Origin of the sequence: Sphingorhabdus rigui (assembly GCF_014196595.1) — a bacterium.
Classification (GTDB): domain Bacteria; phylum Pseudomonadota; class Alphaproteobacteria; order Sphingomonadales; family Sphingomonadaceae; genus Sphingorhabdus_B; species Sphingorhabdus_B rigui.
In genome coordinates this window covers 230,413-250,576 of the sequence record NZ_JACIEA010000002.1, presented here as the reverse complement: position 1 = coordinate 250,576, position 20,164 = coordinate 230,413, and the positions used below count along the sequence as shown (strand labels likewise).

Annotated in this window: 20 protein-coding genes; 10 read left to right on the top strand and 10 right to left on the bottom strand. The window is 55.3% G+C overall.

The features are described 5' to 3' along the window. The first annotated feature begins 60 nt into the window (after nucleotides 1–60). Nucleotides 61–399 (top strand): CC_3452 family protein, encoded by a 339-nt coding sequence (locus GGR91_RS08700; protein WP_183941810.1) that lies wholly within the window; start codon nucleotides 61–63, stop codon nucleotides 397–399. A gap of 267 nt (nucleotides 400–666) precedes the next feature. Beyond that, on the top strand, nucleotides 667–2,760 hold the full coding sequence (locus GGR91_RS08695; RefSeq protein WP_183941809.1) for a RelA/SpoT family protein: 2,094 nt from the start codon (nucleotides 667–669) through the stop codon (nucleotides 2,758–2,760). On the opposite strand, the gene GGR91_RS08690 is transcribed toward GGR91_RS08695, so the two are convergent. Next, entirely contained in the window at nucleotides 2,757–3,293 is a 537-nt protein-coding gene (locus tag GGR91_RS08690; protein WP_183941808.1) for a regulatory protein RecX, read from the bottom strand. The genes GGR91_RS08695 and GGR91_RS08690 overlap by 4 nt on opposite strands. A 109-nt stretch (nucleotides 3,294–3,402) precedes the next feature. On the opposite strand from GGR91_RS08690, the gene GGR91_RS08685 reads away from it, so the two are divergent. After that, complete coding sequence (locus GGR91_RS08685; RefSeq protein WP_246337126.1) at nucleotides 3,403–5,130, top strand: fatty acyl-AMP ligase; 1,728 nt, start codon at nucleotides 3,403–3,405, stop codon at nucleotides 5,128–5,130. Between the two features lie 103 nt (nucleotides 5,131–5,233). Here GGR91_RS08685 and arsC read toward each other — a convergent pair whose 3' ends face one another. Next, nucleotides 5,234–5,581, bottom strand: coding sequence for an arsenate reductase (glutaredoxin) (arsC, locus tag GGR91_RS08680; RefSeq protein ID WP_183941806.1), 348 nt, complete (start codon nucleotides 5,579–5,581; stop codon nucleotides 5,234–5,236). A gap of 243 nt (nucleotides 5,582–5,824) precedes the next feature. On the opposite strand from arsC, the gene GGR91_RS08675 reads away from it, so the two are divergent. Continuing rightward, nucleotides 5,825–7,855: a TonB-dependent receptor gene (locus GGR91_RS08675; RefSeq protein ID WP_322788798.1), complete on the top strand. Its 2,031-nt coding sequence runs from the start codon at nucleotides 5,825–5,827 to the stop codon at nucleotides 7,853–7,855. Here the strand turns inward: GGR91_RS08675 and GGR91_RS08670 are convergent. The 3 genes from GGR91_RS08670 to GGR91_RS08660 form a co-directional block, all read right to left on the bottom strand. After that, nucleotides 7,852–8,415 carry a gamma carbonic anhydrase family protein gene (locus tag GGR91_RS08670; RefSeq protein ID WP_183941804.1) on the bottom strand — a complete coding sequence of 188 codons (564 nt, stop codon included), beginning with the start codon at nucleotides 8,413–8,415 and terminating at the stop codon, nucleotides 7,852–7,854. The two genes, GGR91_RS08675 and GGR91_RS08670, sit on opposite strands and share 4 nt — an antisense overlap. A gap of 99 nt (nucleotides 8,416–8,514) precedes the next feature. Further along, nucleotides 8,515–9,516 carry a porphobilinogen synthase gene (hemB, locus tag GGR91_RS08665; protein WP_183941803.1) on the bottom strand — a complete coding sequence of 334 codons (1,002 nt, stop codon included), beginning with the start codon at nucleotides 9,514–9,516 and terminating at the stop codon, nucleotides 8,515–8,517. Nucleotides 9,517–9,555: 39 nt separating this feature from the next. Continuing rightward, nucleotides 9,556–11,130 carry a M23 family metallopeptidase gene (locus GGR91_RS08660; RefSeq protein WP_183941802.1) on the bottom strand — a complete coding sequence of 525 codons (1,575 nt, stop codon included), beginning with the start codon at nucleotides 11,128–11,130 and terminating at the stop codon, nucleotides 9,556–9,558. A gap of 238 nt (nucleotides 11,131–11,368) precedes the next feature. Here GGR91_RS08660 and GGR91_RS08655 point away from each other — a divergent pair, with 238 nt between their 5' ends. Together GGR91_RS08655 and GGR91_RS08650 are read left to right on the top strand one after the other, a co-directional pair. After that, entirely contained in the window at nucleotides 11,369–11,989 is a 621-nt protein-coding gene (locus GGR91_RS08655) for a 2-hydroxychromene-2-carboxylate isomerase (protein WP_183941801.1), read from the top strand. Further along, nucleotides 11,986–12,783 (top strand): crotonase/enoyl-CoA hydratase family protein, encoded by a 798-nt coding sequence (locus tag GGR91_RS08650; RefSeq protein ID WP_183941800.1) that lies wholly within the window; start codon nucleotides 11,986–11,988, stop codon nucleotides 12,781–12,783. The genes GGR91_RS08655 and GGR91_RS08650 overlap by 4 nt, the downstream gene beginning before the upstream one ends. Here the strand turns inward: GGR91_RS08650 and GGR91_RS08645 are convergent. The 3 genes from GGR91_RS08645 to GGR91_RS08635 form a co-directional block, all read right to left on the bottom strand. Then, complete coding sequence (locus GGR91_RS08645) at nucleotides 12,780–13,214, bottom strand: acyl-CoA thioesterase (protein WP_183941799.1); 435 nt, start codon at nucleotides 13,212–13,214, stop codon at nucleotides 12,780–12,782. The two genes, GGR91_RS08650 and GGR91_RS08645, sit on opposite strands and share 4 nt — an antisense overlap. Nucleotides 13,215–13,336: 122 nt before the next feature. Further along, nucleotides 13,337–14,491, bottom strand: a complete 1,155-nt coding sequence (locus tag GGR91_RS08640) for an acyl-CoA dehydrogenase family protein (RefSeq protein WP_183941798.1) — start codon at nucleotides 14,489–14,491, stop codon at nucleotides 13,337–13,339. Nucleotides 14,492–14,580: 89 nt separating this feature from the next. After that, nucleotides 14,581–16,164 (bottom strand): spinster family MFS transporter, encoded by a 1,584-nt coding sequence (locus tag GGR91_RS08635; protein WP_183942050.1) that lies wholly within the window; start codon nucleotides 16,162–16,164, stop codon nucleotides 14,581–14,583. A gap of 306 nt (nucleotides 16,165–16,470) precedes the next feature. Between GGR91_RS08635 and GGR91_RS08630 the strand changes: the two genes are divergently transcribed. Continuing rightward, nucleotides 16,471–17,208 (top strand): Bax inhibitor-1/YccA family protein, encoded by a 738-nt coding sequence (locus tag GGR91_RS08630; RefSeq protein WP_183941797.1) that lies wholly within the window; start codon nucleotides 16,471–16,473, stop codon nucleotides 17,206–17,208. Nucleotides 17,209–17,350: 142 nt separating this feature from the next. Then, a complete protein-coding gene (locus tag GGR91_RS08625; RefSeq protein ID WP_183941796.1) occupies nucleotides 17,351–18,103 on the top strand; it encodes a hypothetical protein in 753 nt (250 codons plus the stop codon). Between the two features lie 48 nt (nucleotides 18,104–18,151). On the opposite strand, the gene GGR91_RS08620 is transcribed toward GGR91_RS08625, so the two are convergent. After that, on the bottom strand, nucleotides 18,152–18,580 hold the full coding sequence (locus tag GGR91_RS08620; protein WP_183941795.1) for a CBS domain-containing protein: 429 nt from the start codon (nucleotides 18,578–18,580) through the stop codon (nucleotides 18,152–18,154). 63 nt (nucleotides 18,581–18,643) lie between these two features. On the opposite strand from GGR91_RS08620, the gene GGR91_RS08615 reads away from it, so the two are divergent. Then, entirely contained in the window at nucleotides 18,644–18,937 is a 294-nt protein-coding gene (locus GGR91_RS08615) for a hypothetical protein (RefSeq protein WP_183941794.1), read from the top strand. Further along, nucleotides 18,934–19,329: an acyl-CoA thioesterase gene (locus GGR91_RS08610; RefSeq protein WP_183941793.1), complete on the top strand. Its 396-nt coding sequence runs from the start codon at nucleotides 18,934–18,936 to the stop codon at nucleotides 19,327–19,329. The genes GGR91_RS08615 and GGR91_RS08610 overlap by 4 nt, the downstream gene beginning before the upstream one ends. 44 nt (nucleotides 19,330–19,373) lie before the next feature. Here GGR91_RS08610 and GGR91_RS08605 read toward each other — a convergent pair whose 3' ends face one another. Further along, entirely contained in the window at nucleotides 19,374–20,087 is a 714-nt protein-coding gene (locus tag GGR91_RS08605) for a DUF4167 domain-containing protein (RefSeq protein ID WP_183941792.1), read from the bottom strand. Nucleotides 20,088–20,164: the final 77 nt, after the last annotated feature.

The following is a 20,164-nucleotide window of genomic DNA, read 5'->3' as shown; positions in this document are numbered from 1 at the left end:
TAGGGGACAATAGCACCGGCCATCGTTGTGCTCGTTTAGCAAAGCTAAAAGGATAAGATTATGACTCTCTCCCAAGTTTCCGGCCGTTTGGGCGCGCTTGCTGCCGCATCTGTGATCAGTGCTACACTGCTGTTCGGTGTTCCAACGCAGGCGCAAGCTGCAAGCAACGGCTCATACTACAAAATCGAACTGGCGCAGCCAGCCGCATCGAAGCAAGAATTGCTGCGTAGCGTTGTTGTAAAGTGCGAAGGCACTGCATGCCGCGCGCCAATGGCGTCGACAGCAGCAAAGAATATGTGCATCAGTGTCGCCCGCAAATTGGGTTCAGTATCTGCATTCACCGCTGGTGATCGCGTCTTTACAGCCGACGAACTCGCTGCCTGTAACGCTGGCGCTTAATCTGCCAACCTCTCAATTAACACATTCGGCTCTTCTCTCCTCCTTTTTAACCTGCGGCAATTTTTTGACGCTATGAGCCGAGACAACTGCACCGGAATATGGGCATACGCGAAACATCGCGGACGCCATATTTCGGTGCATTTTTTGTTGGAGCAGGCGTTGTCACATGCGCCATGCACAAGCAGCCAGCGCATAATTTGTTGTTAAATCGACTATGTTTTTAAGTTTCTTGTTGCAACGCAGCGCAAAAGCCACATCTTGGAGGCTATGATGCGGCAATATGAATTGGTTGAACGGGTGCGGGCCTATATCCCGGATGTCGATGAGGATCGGCTCAACCGTGCCTATGTCTTTACGGTTCAGATGCATGGTGCGCAGAAACGGGCATCTGGCGACCCTTATTTCAGCCATCCGGTCGAAGTCGCAGGGTTAATGACGGACCTCAAAATGGATGAGGACACGATCATCACCGCGCTGCTCCACGACACGGTGGAAGATACGCTCACCTCCATCGAAGATGTTGAAAGCCGCTTCGGTTCCGAAGTCGCTCGCTTGGTCGACGGCGTTACCAAGCTTTCGAAAATCGAAGCGCAGACCGACGACGAACGCGCTGCGGAGAATTTGCGCAAGTTCCTGCTGGCCATTTCGGACGATATCCGCGTTCTTCTGGTCAAACTTGCCGATCGCCTGCACAATATGCGGACGCTGCATTTCATCAAAAGCCCCGAAAAACGGCGTCGTATCGCCAAAGAAACGATGGATATCTATGCCCCGCTGGCGGAGCGGATTGGTATGTATGAATATATGCGCGAAATGCAGCTGCTCGCGTTCGAACAGCTGGAACCCGAAGCCTATCAGACGATTACGGGTCGTCTGAAACAGATCCGCGATAAGGCCGACGTTGAAATCGACCAGATTAACCAGACCATTGCTTGGGAAATGGAGCAGGCGGGGCTGAAGATCAAAATCTCCGGCCGCGAAAAGCATCCTTATTCGATTTGGAAAAAGATGCAGGAACGCCATGTTGCGTTCGAGCAGCTGACGGATATCAACGCCTTTCGCGTGATAACCGAGACCACCGAAGACTGCTATCGCGCGCTGGGCGTGCTGCATCGGCGTTGGCAGATGGTGCCGGGGCGGTTTAAGGATTTCGTCTCAACGCCAAAGCGCAACGGATATAAATCGCTGCACACCACAATCATGTTCGCCAAAAATATGCGCGTCGAAGTGCAAATCCGCAGCGCCGAAATGCACCGAAGTTCGGAACATGGCTTGGCTGCCCACTGGGCCTATAAGCAAGCGGATAAGCCCGATGGGCAGGCTGCGTGGCTGCGCGATCTCATCGAAATTCTTGAAACCAGCCAAGATGCCGAGGACATCCTCGAAAACACCCGCATGGCGATGTATCAGGACCGGATATTTGCTTTTACCCCAAAGGGTGCGCTGCATCAGTTGCCCAAGGGTTCAACGGTCGTTGATTTTGCATACGCCGTGCATACCGATCTTGGGGACAAGACCGTTGGCGCAAAAGTGAATGGGCGCCATGTTCCTTTGCGCGCGCAATTGAACAATGGCGATATGGTCGAGATCCTGAAATCCAAGGCGCAGGAACCGCAGCAGACTTGGCTTAACTTCGTGACGACAGGTAAGGCGCGCGCTGCAATCCGCCGACATGTGCGGCACCGCGAACGCGATGAGCTGGTCGCGATTGGGCGCAAGCTTTACGAAGAAGTTGCTGCACGTATGCCGGGAAAAATTGGCAAGAAAGCCTTAACGGCCGCGGTGAACCGGCTGAAGCTTGAGGACGAGGAAGAGCTGATGCATCGCATCGGCCTTGGCAAGATTAATGACCGCGCGCTGATGGAGGCGTTGGTACCGGGCTTTGACGCGGATGGCATCGCGCTTGATTTTCCAAGTCAAGAACGCGCCATCTCTATACGCGGCCTTACGCCGGGCGTCGGTTACCACCTCGGTGAATGCTGCCACCCCATTCCGGGCGACCGCATCGTTGGGCTCAGGTTGGCAGGACAGCCGGTTGAAGTGCATACGATCGAATGTGACCGTCTTGCTAACGGAGCCGACGCCGATTGGGTGGACCTCAGTTGGGGGCAGGGTAGCGATGGCGCGTCGGCGCGATTGCGCACGATCATTCACAATCGTCCCGGCACTTTGGGTGAAATTGCGGGCATTTTTGGCTATCACAAGGCGAACATCATCAATTTGCGTTTGACCGCGCGCGACGCCGAGTTTCATACCTTTGAAATAGATTTGGAGGTGCATGATTTGCAGCACCTTATGCGCATCATATCTGCGCTTCGGGCGTCGGAGGCAGTGGCGACCGCAGACCGCGTCTACGACTAAATCCAGTCGCCGATTTCGTCCCCGGGTTCAGCATAAACAAAACGTTTGGCCAGTTCAAAACTGTGTCCAGCGCGCAAAAAGGCGTTCAGTTGTTTATTGCGTTTCTCTGGCGTTGCCGCTTCTTGGGCAAATGGACCGATACGTTTGCGCCGCGCAAAGTTTTCTGCGGCGCTTAATGTGCTTTCTTCCATGTGTGCTTTTGCCGGGATGGCATCCGCTTGACCAATGCCGCTTGCGCGCAAATCTTCGTTTAATCGCCGTTCGCCATAGCCACGGCGCACAAATGACCGGCTTCGTGCCTCAGCAAATTGGGCATCGTTTATATAGCCGAGTGCGGCGAATTGTTCGACCAGCATCGCGATGTCTGCGCCGCGTTCCCCGTCCCATCCGCGCTCGCGAATTTTGCGGTTTAAATAGGTGCCGAGTTTTGCTTGTGTGGTCGCGTATTTGCCAACATAATGCAGCGCCAGCTGTCTAAGTCTCTCGTCATTTAACGGCGGAGCGGGTTTTTTGGCGGCACGTGGGCTGTTCACGCCCTATTCTTGCCACAGTCGGGTCGAAATTTGAACTGGTATCGACGCGTAATGGCGTAGACTAACAATAAAATTATCGGGCACCGCCCTATTTGCTATGGGAAAAATTATGAGCGAACGCGCATCCACGCCAACGCAGGACAGTTTGCCACGTCGTTTTTCTGACTTTGCGACCTTAGGTGAGGCATTGGATTATGCCGCCCAAGGGCAGCGTGGTCTCAACTTCCACGACATGCGTGGCAAATTGGCCCGCCCTTATCCCTACAGCGAAATGCGCGAAGACGCGCTGAACATGGCCTATCGCTTGATCAGCCATGGTGTCCGCAAAGATGACCGGATTGCCTTGGTCGCCGAGACCGGTCCGGATTTTGCGGCCTTGTTCTTTGGCTGCGTATATGCCGGCGCATGGCCAGTGCCACTGCCGTTGCCAACGTCATTTGGCGGTAAAGAAAGCTATGTGGACCAGCTGTCCGTGCAGTTGAAGAGCTGTGACCCCAAGATACTGTTCTTTCCAGCGGAACTCGCCGACATGGCCAATGACGCGGCCAGCGCATGCAATGTCGAAGGCATTGATTGGGAAAGCTTCGGCGATCGCATTGCTGTAAAGTCCGAGCTTCCTTCGGCGCAGACCGACGAAATTTGCTATCTGCAATATTCCAGCGGCTCGACCCGTTTCCCGCATGGCGTGGCTGTTACGCACAATGCGCTGCTGAACAATCTGTCGGCACATTCGCATGGCATGGAATTGACGGCGAATGATCGCTGCGTGTCATGGTTGCCTTGGTATCATGATATGGGCCTTGTTGGTTGTTTCCTGTCGCCCGTCGCAAACCAAGTTTCGACCGATTATATGAAAACCGAAGATTTCGCGCGTCGCCCGTTGGCGTGGCTTGATGTTATTAGCGCCGCGGATGGCACGGTCATCAGCTACTCACCGACATTTGGCTATGATATCTGCGCACGGCGGGTTTCCAGCCAGACACAGGTCAATGATCGCTTTGACCTCGCAAAATGGCGCCTTGCAGGCAATGGTGCGGATATGATCCGCCCCGACGTGATGCAGGCTTTTGTCGATGCATTTGGCGATGCGGGTTTCCAGGCGTCCTCCTTCCTCCCAAGCTATGGCTTGGCTGAAACAACCTTGGCTGTGTCTATCATGCCACCCGGCGAAGGTATTCAAGTTGAGCTTGTCGAAGAGACGGAACTAACGGGCCATCCCGGTGCGCCAGATCGCCCCATCCGTTATCGCGCCATCGTTAACTGCGGCCGCGCTGTAAAAGACATGACCATCGAAATCCGCGACGAAAATCTTAAGCCACTTGCCGACAAGACGATCGGCAAAGTGTGGTGCACAGGGCCTTCGTTGATGAAGGAATATTTCCGCGACAAGGAATCGACCGACGCTTGTATGGTCGACGGTTGGCTGGACACGGGCGACATGGGCTATCTGTCGAACGGCTACATTTATATTGTGGGCCGCGCCAAAGACATGATCATCATCAATGGCAAAAACCATTGGCCACAGGACATTGAATGGGCGGTTGAACAACTGCCTGGATTTAAAGCCGGCGATATCGCGGCTTTCTCCGTGACGACGCCGGGCGGCGAGGAAACGCCTGCTGTGCTGGTCCAGTGCCGTACTACTGACGAAGCCGAGCGGGCAAAGCTGCGTGAGCAGATCCGCGACAAGGTTCGGTCGGTGACGGGAATGAACTGTGTCATCGAATTGGTTCCACCGCGGACATTGCCGCGGACCAGCTCAGGCAAAATGAGCCGTGCGAAAGCGCGTAATCTGTATCTGTCCGGTGAAATTCAGCCCTACGCAATCGCGGCTTAATTGTCTGCATCGCCGCGCCATTCTGAAGATGGCGGCGGTGTTGCGGGTTCCTGATAATCTACCCAAATCGGTTTAAGGCCGTGAAGGATACCCTTGGGTAGCCCTAGAGCAGTTCGAGCACCTTTTCTTGGGGCCTGCATAGCCGAACGCCTTTGTCGGTTTCCACAAATGGCCGTTCGACCAAGATTGGGTGTTCAACCATATGGTCCAATATGCGATCGGCAGACGCGCCATCGATTAAACCTAACTCTTCAGCGGGTGAACCACGGGTTCGCAGCGCTTCGCGTGGCGTAAGGCCTGCATCTTTGAACAATTGTTCAAGCTTTGCGCGGGTGAAGGGTTGCTTACGATATTCGATAATCTCGACCGTCACACCCGGCGCTTCTTGAAGGAGTGCGAGGGTCTTGCGCGACGTCCCGCAATCGGGGTTATGCCAGATTGTTGCGTTCATGATTATGGTCATCCCCGATATGTCGTTTGCGTCGCGATGTACCTAAATCGGTGACCCGCAAAAGCAAATGCGCTTTTTTCCATTTTTAAATTGCATATGAGAACGATTCGCAATAGTGACCGCAAATCGAATTGCGAGTCATTTGCAATAACCATAAAAAGGTCTAAAATGCTCCGTCTCTCCTGCTCTGTTTTCGCCTTTGTCTCTTTGGCAATAAGTGCGCCTCATGCGTTCGCTGAAGACGTGGCGTTTGATGACGGGGCAAGTGATGACAGCCGGACCATCATTGTAACGGGTGTTAGCGACGGCTACCTCGCGTCCAATTCCATCACGGCCACAAAAACGGACACGCCGCTCATCAATATTCCGCAGACCATCAATGTCGTGACCCGCGAACAATTGGATGATCAGGCGCATCACTCACTGGCGGATATCTTGCGTTATGTTCCGGGAACCACCGTGGGCCAAGGCGAAGGCAATCGCGACCAAATTACCCTGCGCGGGCAAAACACAACGGCTGACTTTTTCCTGGATGGCGTGCGCGACGACGTTCAATATTATCGCGGGCTTTACAATATTGAGCGGGTCGAAATTCTGAAGGGCCCTTATGCCCTGATTTTTGGCCGCGGCGGTGGCGGCGGCATCATCAACCGGGTTCAGAAGGCTCCGTTGAGCGACGATTTCATTTATGCAGGACAAGCGAGCGTCAACAGCTTCGGCGCCTACGACGTCTCGGCGGATCTGAACGCTCCGTTAAGCGCATCCACTGCTGTGCGTATTAACGCGGTGTACGAAAACCTAGACAGCCATCGCGATTTTGTCGGCGGCGAACGTTATGCTTGGAACCCCTATGTCGCCTTCAGGCTGAACGATGTTTGGAAGCTCGGGCTCTCTTACGAATATGTAAATGACGACCGCACGACGGACCGAGGCATCCCGTCGGTTGCGACGGGTGTGGGCCAACCCAATCGTCCCCTTGCTGGTTTCCGTGATCAGTTTTTCGGCGTCCCCGGTGTCAATCGCACGCGACTTGAGGCGCACATTGCCAAGCTTCGGCTGGACGGCCAGTTGGCATCAAACCTCAATTTCAGCGGCACCATGCTCTATGGCGATTACGACAAAATTTATCTGAACGTCTTCGCAAATGGCGCGGCGACGGCACAAAATGGAACGGTTGCTCTTGCGGCCTACAGTGACCCCACCCAACGCGAAAATGTCATCGCCCAAGCAAATGTGGTCTGGGATATCGAAACAGGCGCGCTTTCGCACAAAATTCTCGTTGGCGCCGAATATGGCGACCAGCAATCGGCCAACCGTCGGCTCAATGGAACGCTTTCAAATGCGACATTGGACCTTTCGAACCCGGTTTTTCCGACAGTATCCTTTAACACATTGGCACGTGACAGCGTTTCTGATGTGACGTTCTTCTCTGCTTATGCGCAGGACCAGATTAGCTTTGGCGAACATATCGATGTCGTCGCAGGGCTTCGGTACGACAGTTTTGATATCAGCGGTGCAGATCTGCTGCCGGCAATCGACCGGCCTTTTGCACGTAAGGATGAAAAGGTTAGCCCGCGTCTTGGGCTGATTTTCAAACCGCAGGAAAGCATGTCACTTTACGGCAGCTATAGCCAATCATTCCTACCGCGGTCAGGTGACCAGTTCCTGGCGCTGACGGTTACACAGCAAAATCTGGCTCCGGAAAAATTCACCAACCTTGAAATCGGCGCCAAATGGGATGTCCAGCCAAATTTAAACCTGACCCTTGCAGCGTTCCAGCTTGATCGCAGCAATGCGACGACGCCGGACCCCGCCAATCCGCTTGCCAGCATCAATATCGGCAAAACCCGGACCCAAGGGATTGAGCTAGCTGCGACAGGGCGCGTAACATCGCAATGGCAAGTCCATGGCGGCTACAGCTATCAGGACGCTGTGCTGGCGGGCAATAATGCGGTGCGTCTGGCGCAAGTGCCAAAGCATCAGGCAAGTCTATGGAACCGGTATGAATTTTCCGACACGTTTGCTGCAGGTGTCGGCATCATCCATCAGTCGAGCCAATATGCGGCCATCCGCACATCCGCGACGACAACCAAATTGCCTGCATTCACACGGGTGGACGCGGCACTATATTATGATGTGAATGACCGGTTTCAGCTTCAGCTGAATGTCGAAAATCTGTTCGACACCGCTTATTATTCGGACGCGCACAATAATAATAACATCTCGACCGGCGCGCCGATCAATGGTCGTTTTACGGTTAGGGCGAAGTTTTAAGCCTCGGCTGTCGCAGCAGCATGTAGCTTGGCGTTGGTGACATAATGCGCAACGCCGATCCGCATCCCCATAACGGCCGCATCGTCCAGATCGCGGACAAAACGCGCTGGCGACCCGGCCCATAATTGCCGCGCTGCAATGCATTTGCCTTGGGTGAGCATTGCCCCTGCCGCGAGCATGGCATCGCTCTCAATCACGGCGCCGTTCATGACCGTTGACGACAGCCCGACAAACGCACGGTCGTGCAGGATACAACCGTGCAGCATGACATTGTGGCCAACGAGCACGTCATCCCCGATGATGGTCGGAAAACCATCTTCAACGCCGGGCATTGGGCCGTCGCAATGTACGACACTGCCGTCTTGAATGTTGGTTCGGGCGCCGATCACAACCCGGTTCACTTCAGCGCGGATGACGCAATTGTACCAGATGCTGGCCTCCGGCCCGATGGTGACATCACCGATAATGCGGCACCCCGGCGCAATGAATGCGCTGTCGTGAATCTGTGGGGTCTTGCCATTGACGGTGACAATGCTGATGTCGGTACGGTTATTGATCATCGGATTTTCCATAGTGAAAGATGTGGCAACACCGATGCATAATCATCGGTCCACGCGCATGTGTCGCCGGGTGCTTCGTGCTTGGGTGCCGTTCATATTTTACGCTGTGAGCAAACGCGCGGCCAGTGCGGCATGATATGTCAAAATGCCGGAGCACCCGGCGCGTTTGAATGCCATCAGCGTTTCCAGCACAAGCGCGTCGCGGTCACCAGCACCAGCGGCAGCGGCGGCCTCAATCATCGCATATTCACCGGACACTTGGTACGCGAATACGGGCACATCGAATTGGTCACGCACGCGGCGGACAATATCGAGATAGGGCAGGCCGGGCTTGACCATGACGCTGTCGGCACCTTCGGCAATGTCCATAGCGACTTCGCGCATGGCTTCATCGCTGTTCGCTGGATCCATCTGATACGTTTTCTTGTTACCTTTCAGCAGGCCGCTTGAGCCAACGGCGTCACGGAACGGGCCGTAGAACGCGCTGGCATATTTTGCGGCGTAGGACATGATCTGGACGTTGGGATGGCCATTCATTTCGAGTGCCTTGCGAATGGCGCCAATGCGTCCGTCCATCATGTCGCTTGGCGCGATGATATCCGCGCCGGCATTGGCCTGATTTATCGCCTGATCGACAAGCACGGCAACCGTTTCGTCGTTCAACACATAACCGGCATCGTCGATTAAGCCGTCCTGCCCATGCGACGTATACGGGTCGAGCGCGACGTCGGTCAAAATGCCGATTGCATCGCCATGTGCCTGTTTGATGGCGCGGATGGCGCGGCACATGAGATTGTCGGGGTTGAGCGCCTCTTCACCGTCCTCGCTGCGTCGTTCTGGCTGGGTGTTGGGAAACAATGCGATGCAGGGGATGCCAAGATCGATAGCTTCCGCGGCGCGGACAACAATCTGGTCAACGGACCAGCGCGATACGCCGGGCAGAGACAAAATCGGCTCTTCAACCGCCTCTCCCTCGGTGACGAACAATGGCCAGATAAGATCTGCAGGCGAAAGCATGGTCTCACGGACCATGGCTCTGCTCCATTGGGTGGCGCGCGTACGGCGCAGACGGGTGTTCGGGAAAAAGGATGTGTTGCTCATGAAGGACAGGTAGCGGTGTTAGGCCGCATCCTCAATGGCTTATCCGTTGGTCCGCGAATGGTCGATTTGAAGGGTCAGTCGGTCGATTTCGCGTTTCGGTTCGTCAGTGCTCTTGGGCTGTGTGCGCAATGGTGCGAGCGCTGCACCTGCCTTGACCGATTTCAGGCGCTGAAGCGTGCCTTTAAAGCGTGCAAGGTCGCTTCCCCCCAGTTGCGCGCGCTGCGTAAACTTGATCGAATTCGGGTTCACCGCACGTCCGTTGCGATATAATTCATAGTGCAAATGCGGACCCGTCGACAAACCCGTTGACCCCACATAGCCGATGATCTGCCCGCGCCGCACGCGGCTTCCGGGTCGTGCGGCGATGCGGCTCATATGGCCATAGCCACTGGCAAGGCCGCCGCCATGGTTCAGCTGAACAAAGTTGCCGTAACCGCCCTTGCGCCCGGCATAGGCAACGACACCATCGGTCACCGCAAAAATGGGTTGGCCATAGCTGGCTTTAAAATCGAGACCGCTATGCATGCGCATATAGCCTAAAATCGGGTGGCGTCTGCCGCCAAAGCCGGATGTGACAGCGCCGTTAACTGGGCGGCTGAGCGCGCCTTTCGATTCACCCACACCCGACGCTTCGAACCATTGGCTGTTGTCGCCATTGGTCCACTTGAGCATCTGAACTGGCGATTTGCCGTCGCGGTCGACGCCAGCATATAAAAGAGTGCCGACCTTAACTTCACCCGTTTCAGCGCGCTTGTAAGCAATGATGATATCAAATTCATCGGTCGCGCGAATTGCCGACAAGGGCATGCGGCCCGAAATGACTTTCAGATAATCCTGGATGGCGCTGGCAGGTGCACCCGCTGCGCGCGCTGACCGGTAAATGCCCTGGCTGCCGACTGTGCCGCGGATGCGCAACGGCGTGTCATCGACCATAATCGGTTCGCGGCTTAACCGGAGCGCACCACCTTCGCGGTTGATAGCGAGATTGAGGTCAAATCGTGCCCGAAAGGCAACGGATTCCAAAGGCCGGGGCTGATTTTGCGCAGAGCGTTTACCGAGTACGATATTGATGGGGGTGCCGGGTTCAATATCCGATAGCGACGTGACGCCTGAAACCATGTTGGCGACATCATTGGCTTCATTGCCGCCAACGCCAGCGCGCTGCAGGACCCGAGCAAAGCTATCACCGCGGCCCAAGGATGCTGTCAATTCGATGCGGGGACGCTCCGGGCTTCCGGCAAGGGCAACAACCGCGTCCGTCGCCGCCATGCGTTTGCCACTGTCACTGCCATAAGCAATCGGCATGATCATCTGCGCGCGTGCTTCTTCGAACTCGGCTTCCGTCGCGATGGATGGTTGCGGGCCGTAAATAGGTCCAAAATCGGGGAGGAGCGCAAGTGCAGCAACGCTTAATAGGGTTAGCGTTCCAAGACCGCGAAACCAGCGGACGGAGCCAATATTTTCGCCAAGGTCGGGGACGAGGTCGAGTTGGGCAAGACGTTCGCGCCAAGATGCTTCGGTGGTCTGGCGCAGGGGTGCAACCATGGCATCGGCAAGCATCACGCTTCCGTTCCCGGCGGCCGCGGCAAAGTGTGTATCTTTGCCTTCAAGCATTCAGAACTATATCCACGACCCTGCCCTTATCCACCCGGACATTCTTATCTGCCCACACCCCTGTGACGGCATATGGTTAATGTCAATTTAACACCGCAGACAATTGGTTCGTGATGCGGCGAATGGTGTATATTCACCGACCAGTCCGGGAACATAATGTTATGTGGCAATTGCGCATTTAATCGCTTCATTAAATGTTCGGCAATGCTAAAGCAGGATGCAATATCGGGAGGATCGAATGCACAGCGATCGCGTTGAATTTTTCTACGATCTTTCAAGCCCATGGACCTATTTGGCGTTCACGAACATTATGGGTGTGCTCGACCGTACAGGGGCGACGATGACGTTGCGGCCTATATTGGTCGGCGGCGTGTTCAACGCGGTCAACCCGGCTGTCTATGCCGCCCGCGAAGCATCCGACAATCCAAAGCTGCTCCACAGTTGGAGAACACTACGCGATTGGGCAGCGTTAGCCGGCGTCGCACTGAACTTCCCAAGCCAATATCACCCCGCCAAGAGCGTCAATGCAATGCGCATGGCCTGCGGCCTTGCCGATGATCCAGCCGCACTGCACGCGTTTACGAAAGCGGCGTTCGAAAGCTATTTTGGCGCGCAGGAAAATCTTGATGATCCCGATGTGCTGGTTGCGGTGGCCAACAGCGTCGGTCTGGATGGGGATGCCTTGCGCGCACGTGCGCAATCAGACGACGTAAAGGCGCTGCTGCGCGCGAATACGGATGAAGTCATTGCCCGCGGTGGCTATGGCTCGCCTACGATTTTTGTCGACAAAACATATATGTATTTTGGTAATGACCAACTGCCTTTGGTAGAATTTGCGTTGAATAGGAGCGCCGCATGAACGACCGCGTTAGCATAACCGTTGAAAACCACGTGGCCGATGTGCGGCTTACCCGCGCCGACAAAATGAACGCGCTCGACCCGGCCATGTTTCAGGGGATCATATCTGCCGGAGAAGAGCTTGCAGCGATGAGAGGCGTGCGCGCCGTGGTGCTGTCGGGTGAAGGACGCAGCTTTTGTGCAGGGCTTGATATGGCCAGCATGGCAAGCGGCGGTGCAAGCGCTAACAGCGGCATGGGCGGCCTCACAGACCGGACGCACGGCAATGCCAACACATTTCAGCAAGTCGCGATGCTTTGGCGCAAGCTGCCTATGCCCGTCATTGCCGCAGTCCACGGCGTGTGCTTTGGCGGCGGCCTGCAAATTGCCAGCGGTGCCGACATCCGCGTGATTGCGCCTGATGCCCGGCTTGCGGTGATGGAGATGAAATGGGGGCTGATCCCTGACATGGGCGGCTATGCCTTATGGCGCGGCATGGTGCGCGAAGATATGCTGCGCGAGTTGACCTACACCAATCGCGAGTTTTCAGGGGCGGAGGCGCTGGGCTTGGGCTTCGCGACGTTCGTGGATGAAAACCCCCACGCCCGCGCCATGGCCATTGCCCGTGAAATCGCGGACCGCAATCCGGGCGCGATGCGTGAGGCCAAGGCGCTGTTCAACGAATATAGCGACATGGACGAAGACGCGATCTTGATGGCCGAAAGCGTCCGTCAAGCGCGCGTGATCCGAACGCCCAACCAGATCGAAGCGGTTATGGCGGGAATGCAGAAGCGCTCAGCTACGTTTGTTGATTAAGCCGCTTTAACGCGTAGCCTTTCGAACTCTTCTCTGAGGTCATCAGGGATAGGCGCTGACCCGTCGGCATTGGTTAGCACGATGGTCGTGATACAGGTGGCTTTGCATTCGCCGCCTTGAAAGGCTGCGGATGCGATATCCCAGCTGCTGTTGCCAATCCGCGCGATGCCGCTGGCGATGTCGACATGCTCAGGGAAATGCGCTTCGGCAATATAGTCCAGATTGACGCTGGCAATCAGCCATCTTTGACCCGGCGCGCGGCGCTGGACCTCAATGGCGTGGTTGAACATGCCACGGCCATGTTCAAACAGCCCCGCCATCGACACATTATTGATGTGGCCAAGAACATCCATATCCGCAAACCGCGTTTCGGTGCGATGGCTGAACGGATAGCTGGGAGGGTTAAGCTGCCAAGCCTGAGGTTTGGGCATGAGATGGTTCCATATTCTACACTCGTCATGCTGAACTTGTTTCAGCATCTTACTTCCCAACGCTGGGACATTAAGACCCTGAAACAAGTTCAGGGTGACGAGTCTGGCTTATTAGCTGGGTCTTAAAGCCCTCGGCCGATCAGTTCTTTCATGATCTCGTTGGTGCCGCCGAAAATGCGTGTCACGCGTGCGGCGCGCCACATGCGGGCGATGGGATATTCATTCATATATCCAGCGCCGCCATGCAGCTGCAGACAGGCATCGACAACTTCCCACTGCAGGTCGGTGTGCCACAGCTTTGCAGCAGCGCCTTCCTCGGCGGTCAGCTCTTTCTTGTAATGGCGGTTTAAAGCCCAATCGAGATGCGCCCAGCCAATTTGCAGCTTTGCCTTGATATCGGCCAGTACGAAACGGGTGTTTTGGAAATCCAGCAATGGCTTGCCGAACACGATACGCTCGCGGCAGAACGCGACGGTTTCATCAAAAGCTTTTTGCGTGCTGGCCATCGACGATACGGCAATCGACAGACGCTCCTGCGGCAGTTCGCTCATCAGATAGATGAAGCCCTTGCCTTCTTCGCCCAAACAGTTGGTCATTGGCACGCGGACATCTTCGAAGAACAGTTCCGAAGTATCAGCTTCATCCATACCGATTTTGTCGAGGTTACGGCCACGCTTGAAGCCATCACGGTCAGCCTCAACGAGGACAATCGACATGCCCTTATACGCTGGCTGGATCTCGGTGTCGGTTTTGACGCAGACCAAGATCAGGTCGGCGTTCTGGCCATTGGTGATATAGGTTTTGCTGCCGTTGATGACATAATGGTTGCCGTCTTTGCGCGCGGTTGTCTTCATGCCTTGAAGATCGCTTCCGGTGCCGGGCTCGGTCATGGCGATGGCGGTGATGACCTCGCCAGAGATCATCTTGGGCAACCAATGCTTCTTCTGCTCTTCGCTGCCGTAGCTGGTGATATAGTTTACGACGATATCTGACTGAAGCGAGAAGCCAGTGGCGACGCCGCCATAATAGGCCGATTCTTCGTCGACGATTGCGTTGTAGCCAAAGTCGAGGCCAAGGCCGCCATATTCAACCGGTGCGGTGGGGCAGAGCATGCCGACTTCGCCTGCCTTGGGCCAGATCGACTTTGGAACGATGCCATCTTCCTGCCACTGCTTTGCGTGCGGCGCGACTTCCTTTTGAAGGAACTGGCGTACCGACTGACGGAATGCTTCATGGTCTTCATTATAGGCGGTGCGTGGAATGGTATCGAGCGACATGGAGAATCCCCTGCAAGAAGTGACTGCAAAATATGCACCATCAATGGCAGCAAGTTGACGCGGGCGTCAAGCCGAATTTAATCGTTTGATTAAACTGGCTCGCCCGCATCACGTGCACGTTCAACGATGGTGCGTTCCGCCTTGGGCACGCTGCGATAGGCGGCGATTAACAAACCCAACGCAATTGGCGCCACCGCGATAAGCGAGAGGATGCCAACGCGTAAGTTGCCCACGAGCTTCCCGTCGACCATCGTTCCGGCAAGGTCGGAAATCTGCCCGACCATATAAGGCCCAAAGGACAACCCGACCAGCGTGGTGCCTAAGAAGAAGGCGGCGGTTGCCGTGCCCCGCATACGAGGCAGTACAAGGTCCTGCGTGGTGGCTGCTGCCGCGCCGAGTGCCGTTGCGCCAAACATTCCAGCAAGAAATTGCATGATGTAAAACAATATTGCATTTTCGGTCGTAAAGCCGATCCAGAGCGGAATGACTGGGGCAACGACACCGAACATTATTACCAAAACGCGCCCTGCGGCATGTCGCGCCCGGAGCATATCGGCGACAGATCCGCCGACGATGACACCCAGAAAGCCACTAAGTGCTCCACTTCCCCCTAAAATCAGAGCCAACTCTGCTTTAGGCAGCTTAAGCACCGTTTCCGCATAAGGTGCGGACCAGAACGCCAGAGCATAAGCGACAAGCGCAACGAGGCCATAGCCAATGGTGGTACAGATGAACGCAGGCGTGCCCCAGATGAGCTTAAATGTCGCCGGATCCTTGGCACGGAGTGTCGATGCCCAAGAGAAAACGGCATAATAGCCAAAGCCAACCGCCGACCATTGCGGAAAATTGCCGGTCAATTGGATCATTGTGTAAGCAAACGCTGCGATAGCGGCTGCCGTAACTATGTTGATCACAAGCGCCATTGGGCCACGTTGCCATGCACCCCACAAAGTAAATGGTGGGACGATCATGGAAAGATCGCTCGCAAATGCGCGGAATGGGGCTGGGTGCGCGGGCGTAACCAGCCCATCCATCGCGCCGCGGACTGGTTCACGCAATGTTGCGACCCACAAGCCCACGATTATGCCGGGAATGCCGACGGCAACGAATGCCGCATGCCAGCCGGCCAATCCGAGCGGTCCGCCTTGGGGGAAAGCCGCGTCCCAGCTTTGCACAATGAGCGCGCCCAAAAACAAGGAAACGCCGCCGCCAATATACAGACCGGACGAGTAAATCGCGAGCGCGGTCGCGCGCTGCCGTTTCGGGAAATAATCGGAAATCAGTGAATAAGCCGTGGGACTTGCGGTCGCTTCGCCGACGCCAACGCCCATGCGCGCCATGGTCAGTTCCACCTGGTTACGCGCAAAGCCGGACAAGGCGGTCATGATCGACCATAAGGCAAGGCCAATAGACAGAAGCTTTACGCGGCTCCAATTATCGGCAAGTCGTCCCAACGGAATACCGAATAAAGCATAAAACACCGCGAAAGCTGCGCCACCCAAAAAGCCCATGTCGGCATCGGTCAGGCCAAGGTCCGCTTTGATATCGACAGCCAAAATGCTGAGGATTTGGCGGTCGATGAAGTTGAGTATGTAGACGATGACAAGGACAAGGAGCACATACCAGCTGTAGCTGCTGGCCTCAGGCGATTTAACCTCTGATTGCGGGGAAATAGCGCCGTTGTTTTCGCCTTCGACCGTCACACTCACCTTGCTCTCCCTCAATCGCGGTTGTCGCCTTCTGCTGCTATGGCTAGCAGAACAGCCAGCCTGCGCAACGATAATTGCCTTTCAATGCATCGAACATAATAGTTTGGCGAAAGTGTGCGGGGAACCAGACCACATTCCTCAAAGCCAATGCCGCGCAGTCCTAATAAAAAATCAGAATGCGGCGTGTCGTGTTTCGCTTGAATCTGGAACGAATTCCTCCAATATATTGGTCTAGCGGCTATGTTGCCGTGTTTTGAGGAGAATTAAGTCATGGCACAGTGGTCCGATCCACGGGTAACCGGGACCCAGTCAAGTCTTGCAGGTACGCGCGCAGGCGACGTTGCTGTCGACGCTGGTCTGCGTTCGCACATGCTCAAGGTTTATAACTATATGGCGTCAGGCGTCTTGCTGACAGGCATCGTTGCGATGCTGTTTGCACAGACCGAACTGGCACGAAATCTGATGGTGAACCCAAGCCTGATGAGCTGGGTAATCATTTTATCGCCACTGGTCGTCGTAATGGCGATGAGCTTTGGCCAAGGTAAGTTTTCTGCTTCCACGCTTCAGGCGATGTTCTGGGGATTTGCGGTGTTGATGGGGCTGTCAATGGCGCGCATCTTTATGATGTTCACCGGTGAGTCCATCGCGCAGACTTTCTTTGCAACGTCAGCGGCTTTCGCTGGATTGAGCCTGTGGGCTTATACGACAAAGAAAGACATCAGTGGCTGGGGAAGCTTTCTGGTCATGGGTATGGTCGGCTTGATTGTTGCGTCGATCGTGAACATCTTCGTCGGCTCTGACACTTTGGGTTGGGTTATCAGCTGCGCAGGCGTGCTTATATTCGCTGGCCTGACAGCCTATGATACGCAACGTATCAAAAGCGAATATTTCTACCTTCAGGGTACAGAAATGATCGGTAAGGCTGCAGTCATGGCTGCACTGACGCTGTATCTGGACTTCATCAACATGTTCCAGTTTTTGCTGAGCTTCCTCGGTAACCGCGAATAAGTCATCGGCTGTTCAGCTTGAACGACACAATATGGCCCGGTGGGAAACCACTGGGCCATTTTCTTTGGGATTTGGTCGAACAGGGCTTTTCATTCGAGCGAAAATCCTGTTGGAATCAGGAATAACAAATCGGAGAGAGCAAATGCGTCGGGGCATAAAAAATCTAGCTGCCATCATCATGGTGACTGCGGTTGCAGCTTGCGCTCCAGCGCCAGTAAAAGTCGCACCTACACCCATTCCACTTCCTGCGCCGCCACCTCCGCCCGCAATGCCTTTGCCACCCGGTGGTGCGGCGCTGTCGATGACGATCCCGCCGGTCGGGTTTGATGGCGTTCGCGCTACGCCAAACCGTGGTTTAAGCCGTGATGAACAAATCTGGCATTTTCGGTCGGCTTTGAACGTAGCGGCATTGAATTGCCAAGGGCCTATATGGGGTCAGATTGCGACCGAGTATAATAAGTTCATCGTCATCCATAAGGTGATCTTGTCGAAAACCAGCAAAGCGGTCGACCGTGAATATGTCGCCCGCTACCCCGGACAAAATGGCTTGCGGGTTCGCGATACGCGCATGACCGATTTGTATAACTATTTCGCTTTGCCGCCCGTTCGTGCCCAATATTGTGACATGGCGCTGCGCAAGCTGACTGAGGCCAATACCGTGCCCACTGGGGCATTGCCGGAATATGCGATTGGCGGTCTGGCTGACATTGATGGCGTGTTTGTCAAATTTTACGATGCATATGTGAAATATGAACGCGATCTGGCCGACTGGAATATGAAGTATGCGCCGAAGCCGGTTTATGCCCCAATTCCGACATCGGACATGACCGCGCCACCACCAGCATCATCATCATCATCTGCGGCACCAACAGGGTCGCCATCCAATCCCGGATAGTTACCGGATTACCCGGTGGAAGCAGCCTGCGCCTCGCGCAAGTGATTGTCAGGCCATGCTGATATAATCACGCATTGCGGCGGCTTCGGCCTCAATTTTGTCGATACGGTGCTTCACCAAATCGCCAATGGAGACAAAGCCGACAAGGGCATCCCCCTGGATTACCGGAAGGTGACGAATGCGCCGTTTCGTCATCAGGGATAAAGCCGACAGGATTGGCGTATCGGGCGCAACGGTGATTGCTGGTGCCGTCATTGTATCCGCCACCGTTTTTGTCAGGAAAGCGGAACCATGGCGCGCGACACCGTAGACAATATCGCGTTCGGAAAAAATGCCGACCACCGCTGTGCCATCGACAACGGGTAGGGCGCCAATCCGGTTTTCGGCAAGTCGTACGACCACATCGCCGACACTTTCGTGCGGCGCAGCCGTGAACACATTGCCTTGATGGTTGGCCAATATCGCAGAAATCGTCATCGACTCTCTCCCTATGTCCTTGCCCTTGATGGAACTTATAGCATAAGGCGGCCTTATCACGCTATGACTCGCCCCTCCCGCCTCGATGATCCTGAATATGCCAACTTCGCATGGCGTCGCTATTGGCGGCTGATGCGGTGGATGTTTGGCGTGACATTGATTGTGACCGTGGGTGCCCTCGGGACATTCTGGTGGCAGAACGGGATGGTTTCCATTCACTTCTTCATCGCCACGGCCGGTGCAATAACCGGGGCAATCATGCTGACCGCCGCGTTGATGGGTCTTGTTTTCCTGTCCAGCGGGTCGGGCCATGATGAATCCATCGATGACCCTTTTGAAGATGAAGCCGACCGGTGACCGAGGCTGTTCGCAACCTTCCAAAACGGAATGACCCGGTTTTACGGGTTGTTCCGGGTCCTGCCGATATCAACGCCAACGGCCATATCTTCGGCGGTTGGGTATTGGGAATGATGGATCAGGCCGGTGGTATCTTGGCCGGGCGGATTGCGCAGGGCGCGTGCGCGACAGTGGCCATCGAAAAAATGGAATTCATCGCGCCGATCCTGTTGCGCGACATTATCTCTGTCTACGCAACGCTCGAACGGCGGGGCCGCACATCCATGGGCATCCGCGTCGAAGTTATCGCGACCCGTGCGCGTGGCCAACAAGAGGTCAAGGTGACCGAAGGGCTGTTTACCTTTGTTGCCCTAGATGACGATCACAAGCCACGGGCACTTCCCGAAAGCTAACGGCTGTTGCGCCGTTCGTAAGCTGTAAACGGCAGAAGGATTGATTATTCCGCCGCTGCAGCTCCATCATCGCCGGCTGGCTTAACGCGGCGGGCACGTGGTTTGCGCGCGGGCTTTTCCATATCGGCGTCACTGTCGTTTGACGAAATCGCGATGGACGGCGGCAATACGGCGAGATCAAGACCTGCGGGTGCATCGTCTTTTTCTTCGCTGTGGTGGCGGCGCGGGCCGCGATTGGCAGACCGGTTATTGTCAGAACGATCATTACGGTCGGCCCGTTCCGGACGACGTGGGCGGCTTTCGCGCTGTTGCTCGCGTGGTGCGCGCTCTTCGGTGTCACCATCGTCTTGGGAAACGGAGTCGGTGTCCATTCCATCGGAAGAACCTTGTTCGTCATAATTCTGCGAACGATCATCATTCTGCCAATCGTCGCGGTCTTCGCGATTGTCCTCGCGGGGACGACGTTCGCCTTGCTGTTCCTGACGGGCTTCTTGGCGGCCGCGGAAATCGGCGAGTACGCGGAAATAATGATCGGCAAATTGCAGGTGATATTCGGCGTTTACGCGGTCACCGTTAAACTGCGCGTCTTGCGCTAGCTTCTTGTATTTTTCCAGCATCTGCGCTGCGTTTCCGCGCGCACGATTGTCGATCTGGTTTTGATAGTCGAAACCGCTGCGGTTGTTATTTTGCTGGCGATTATTGTTGTTGCGACCGCGGCGACGATTGTTGTTCTGCTGCTGCCTGTTGTTGATATTCATCAGGGCTGACCCGTCCTCTTTTAACACTTAAAAATTGCAGGAAGCCCCAAAACCCAGTCTTTGGGTTACGCCAAGGT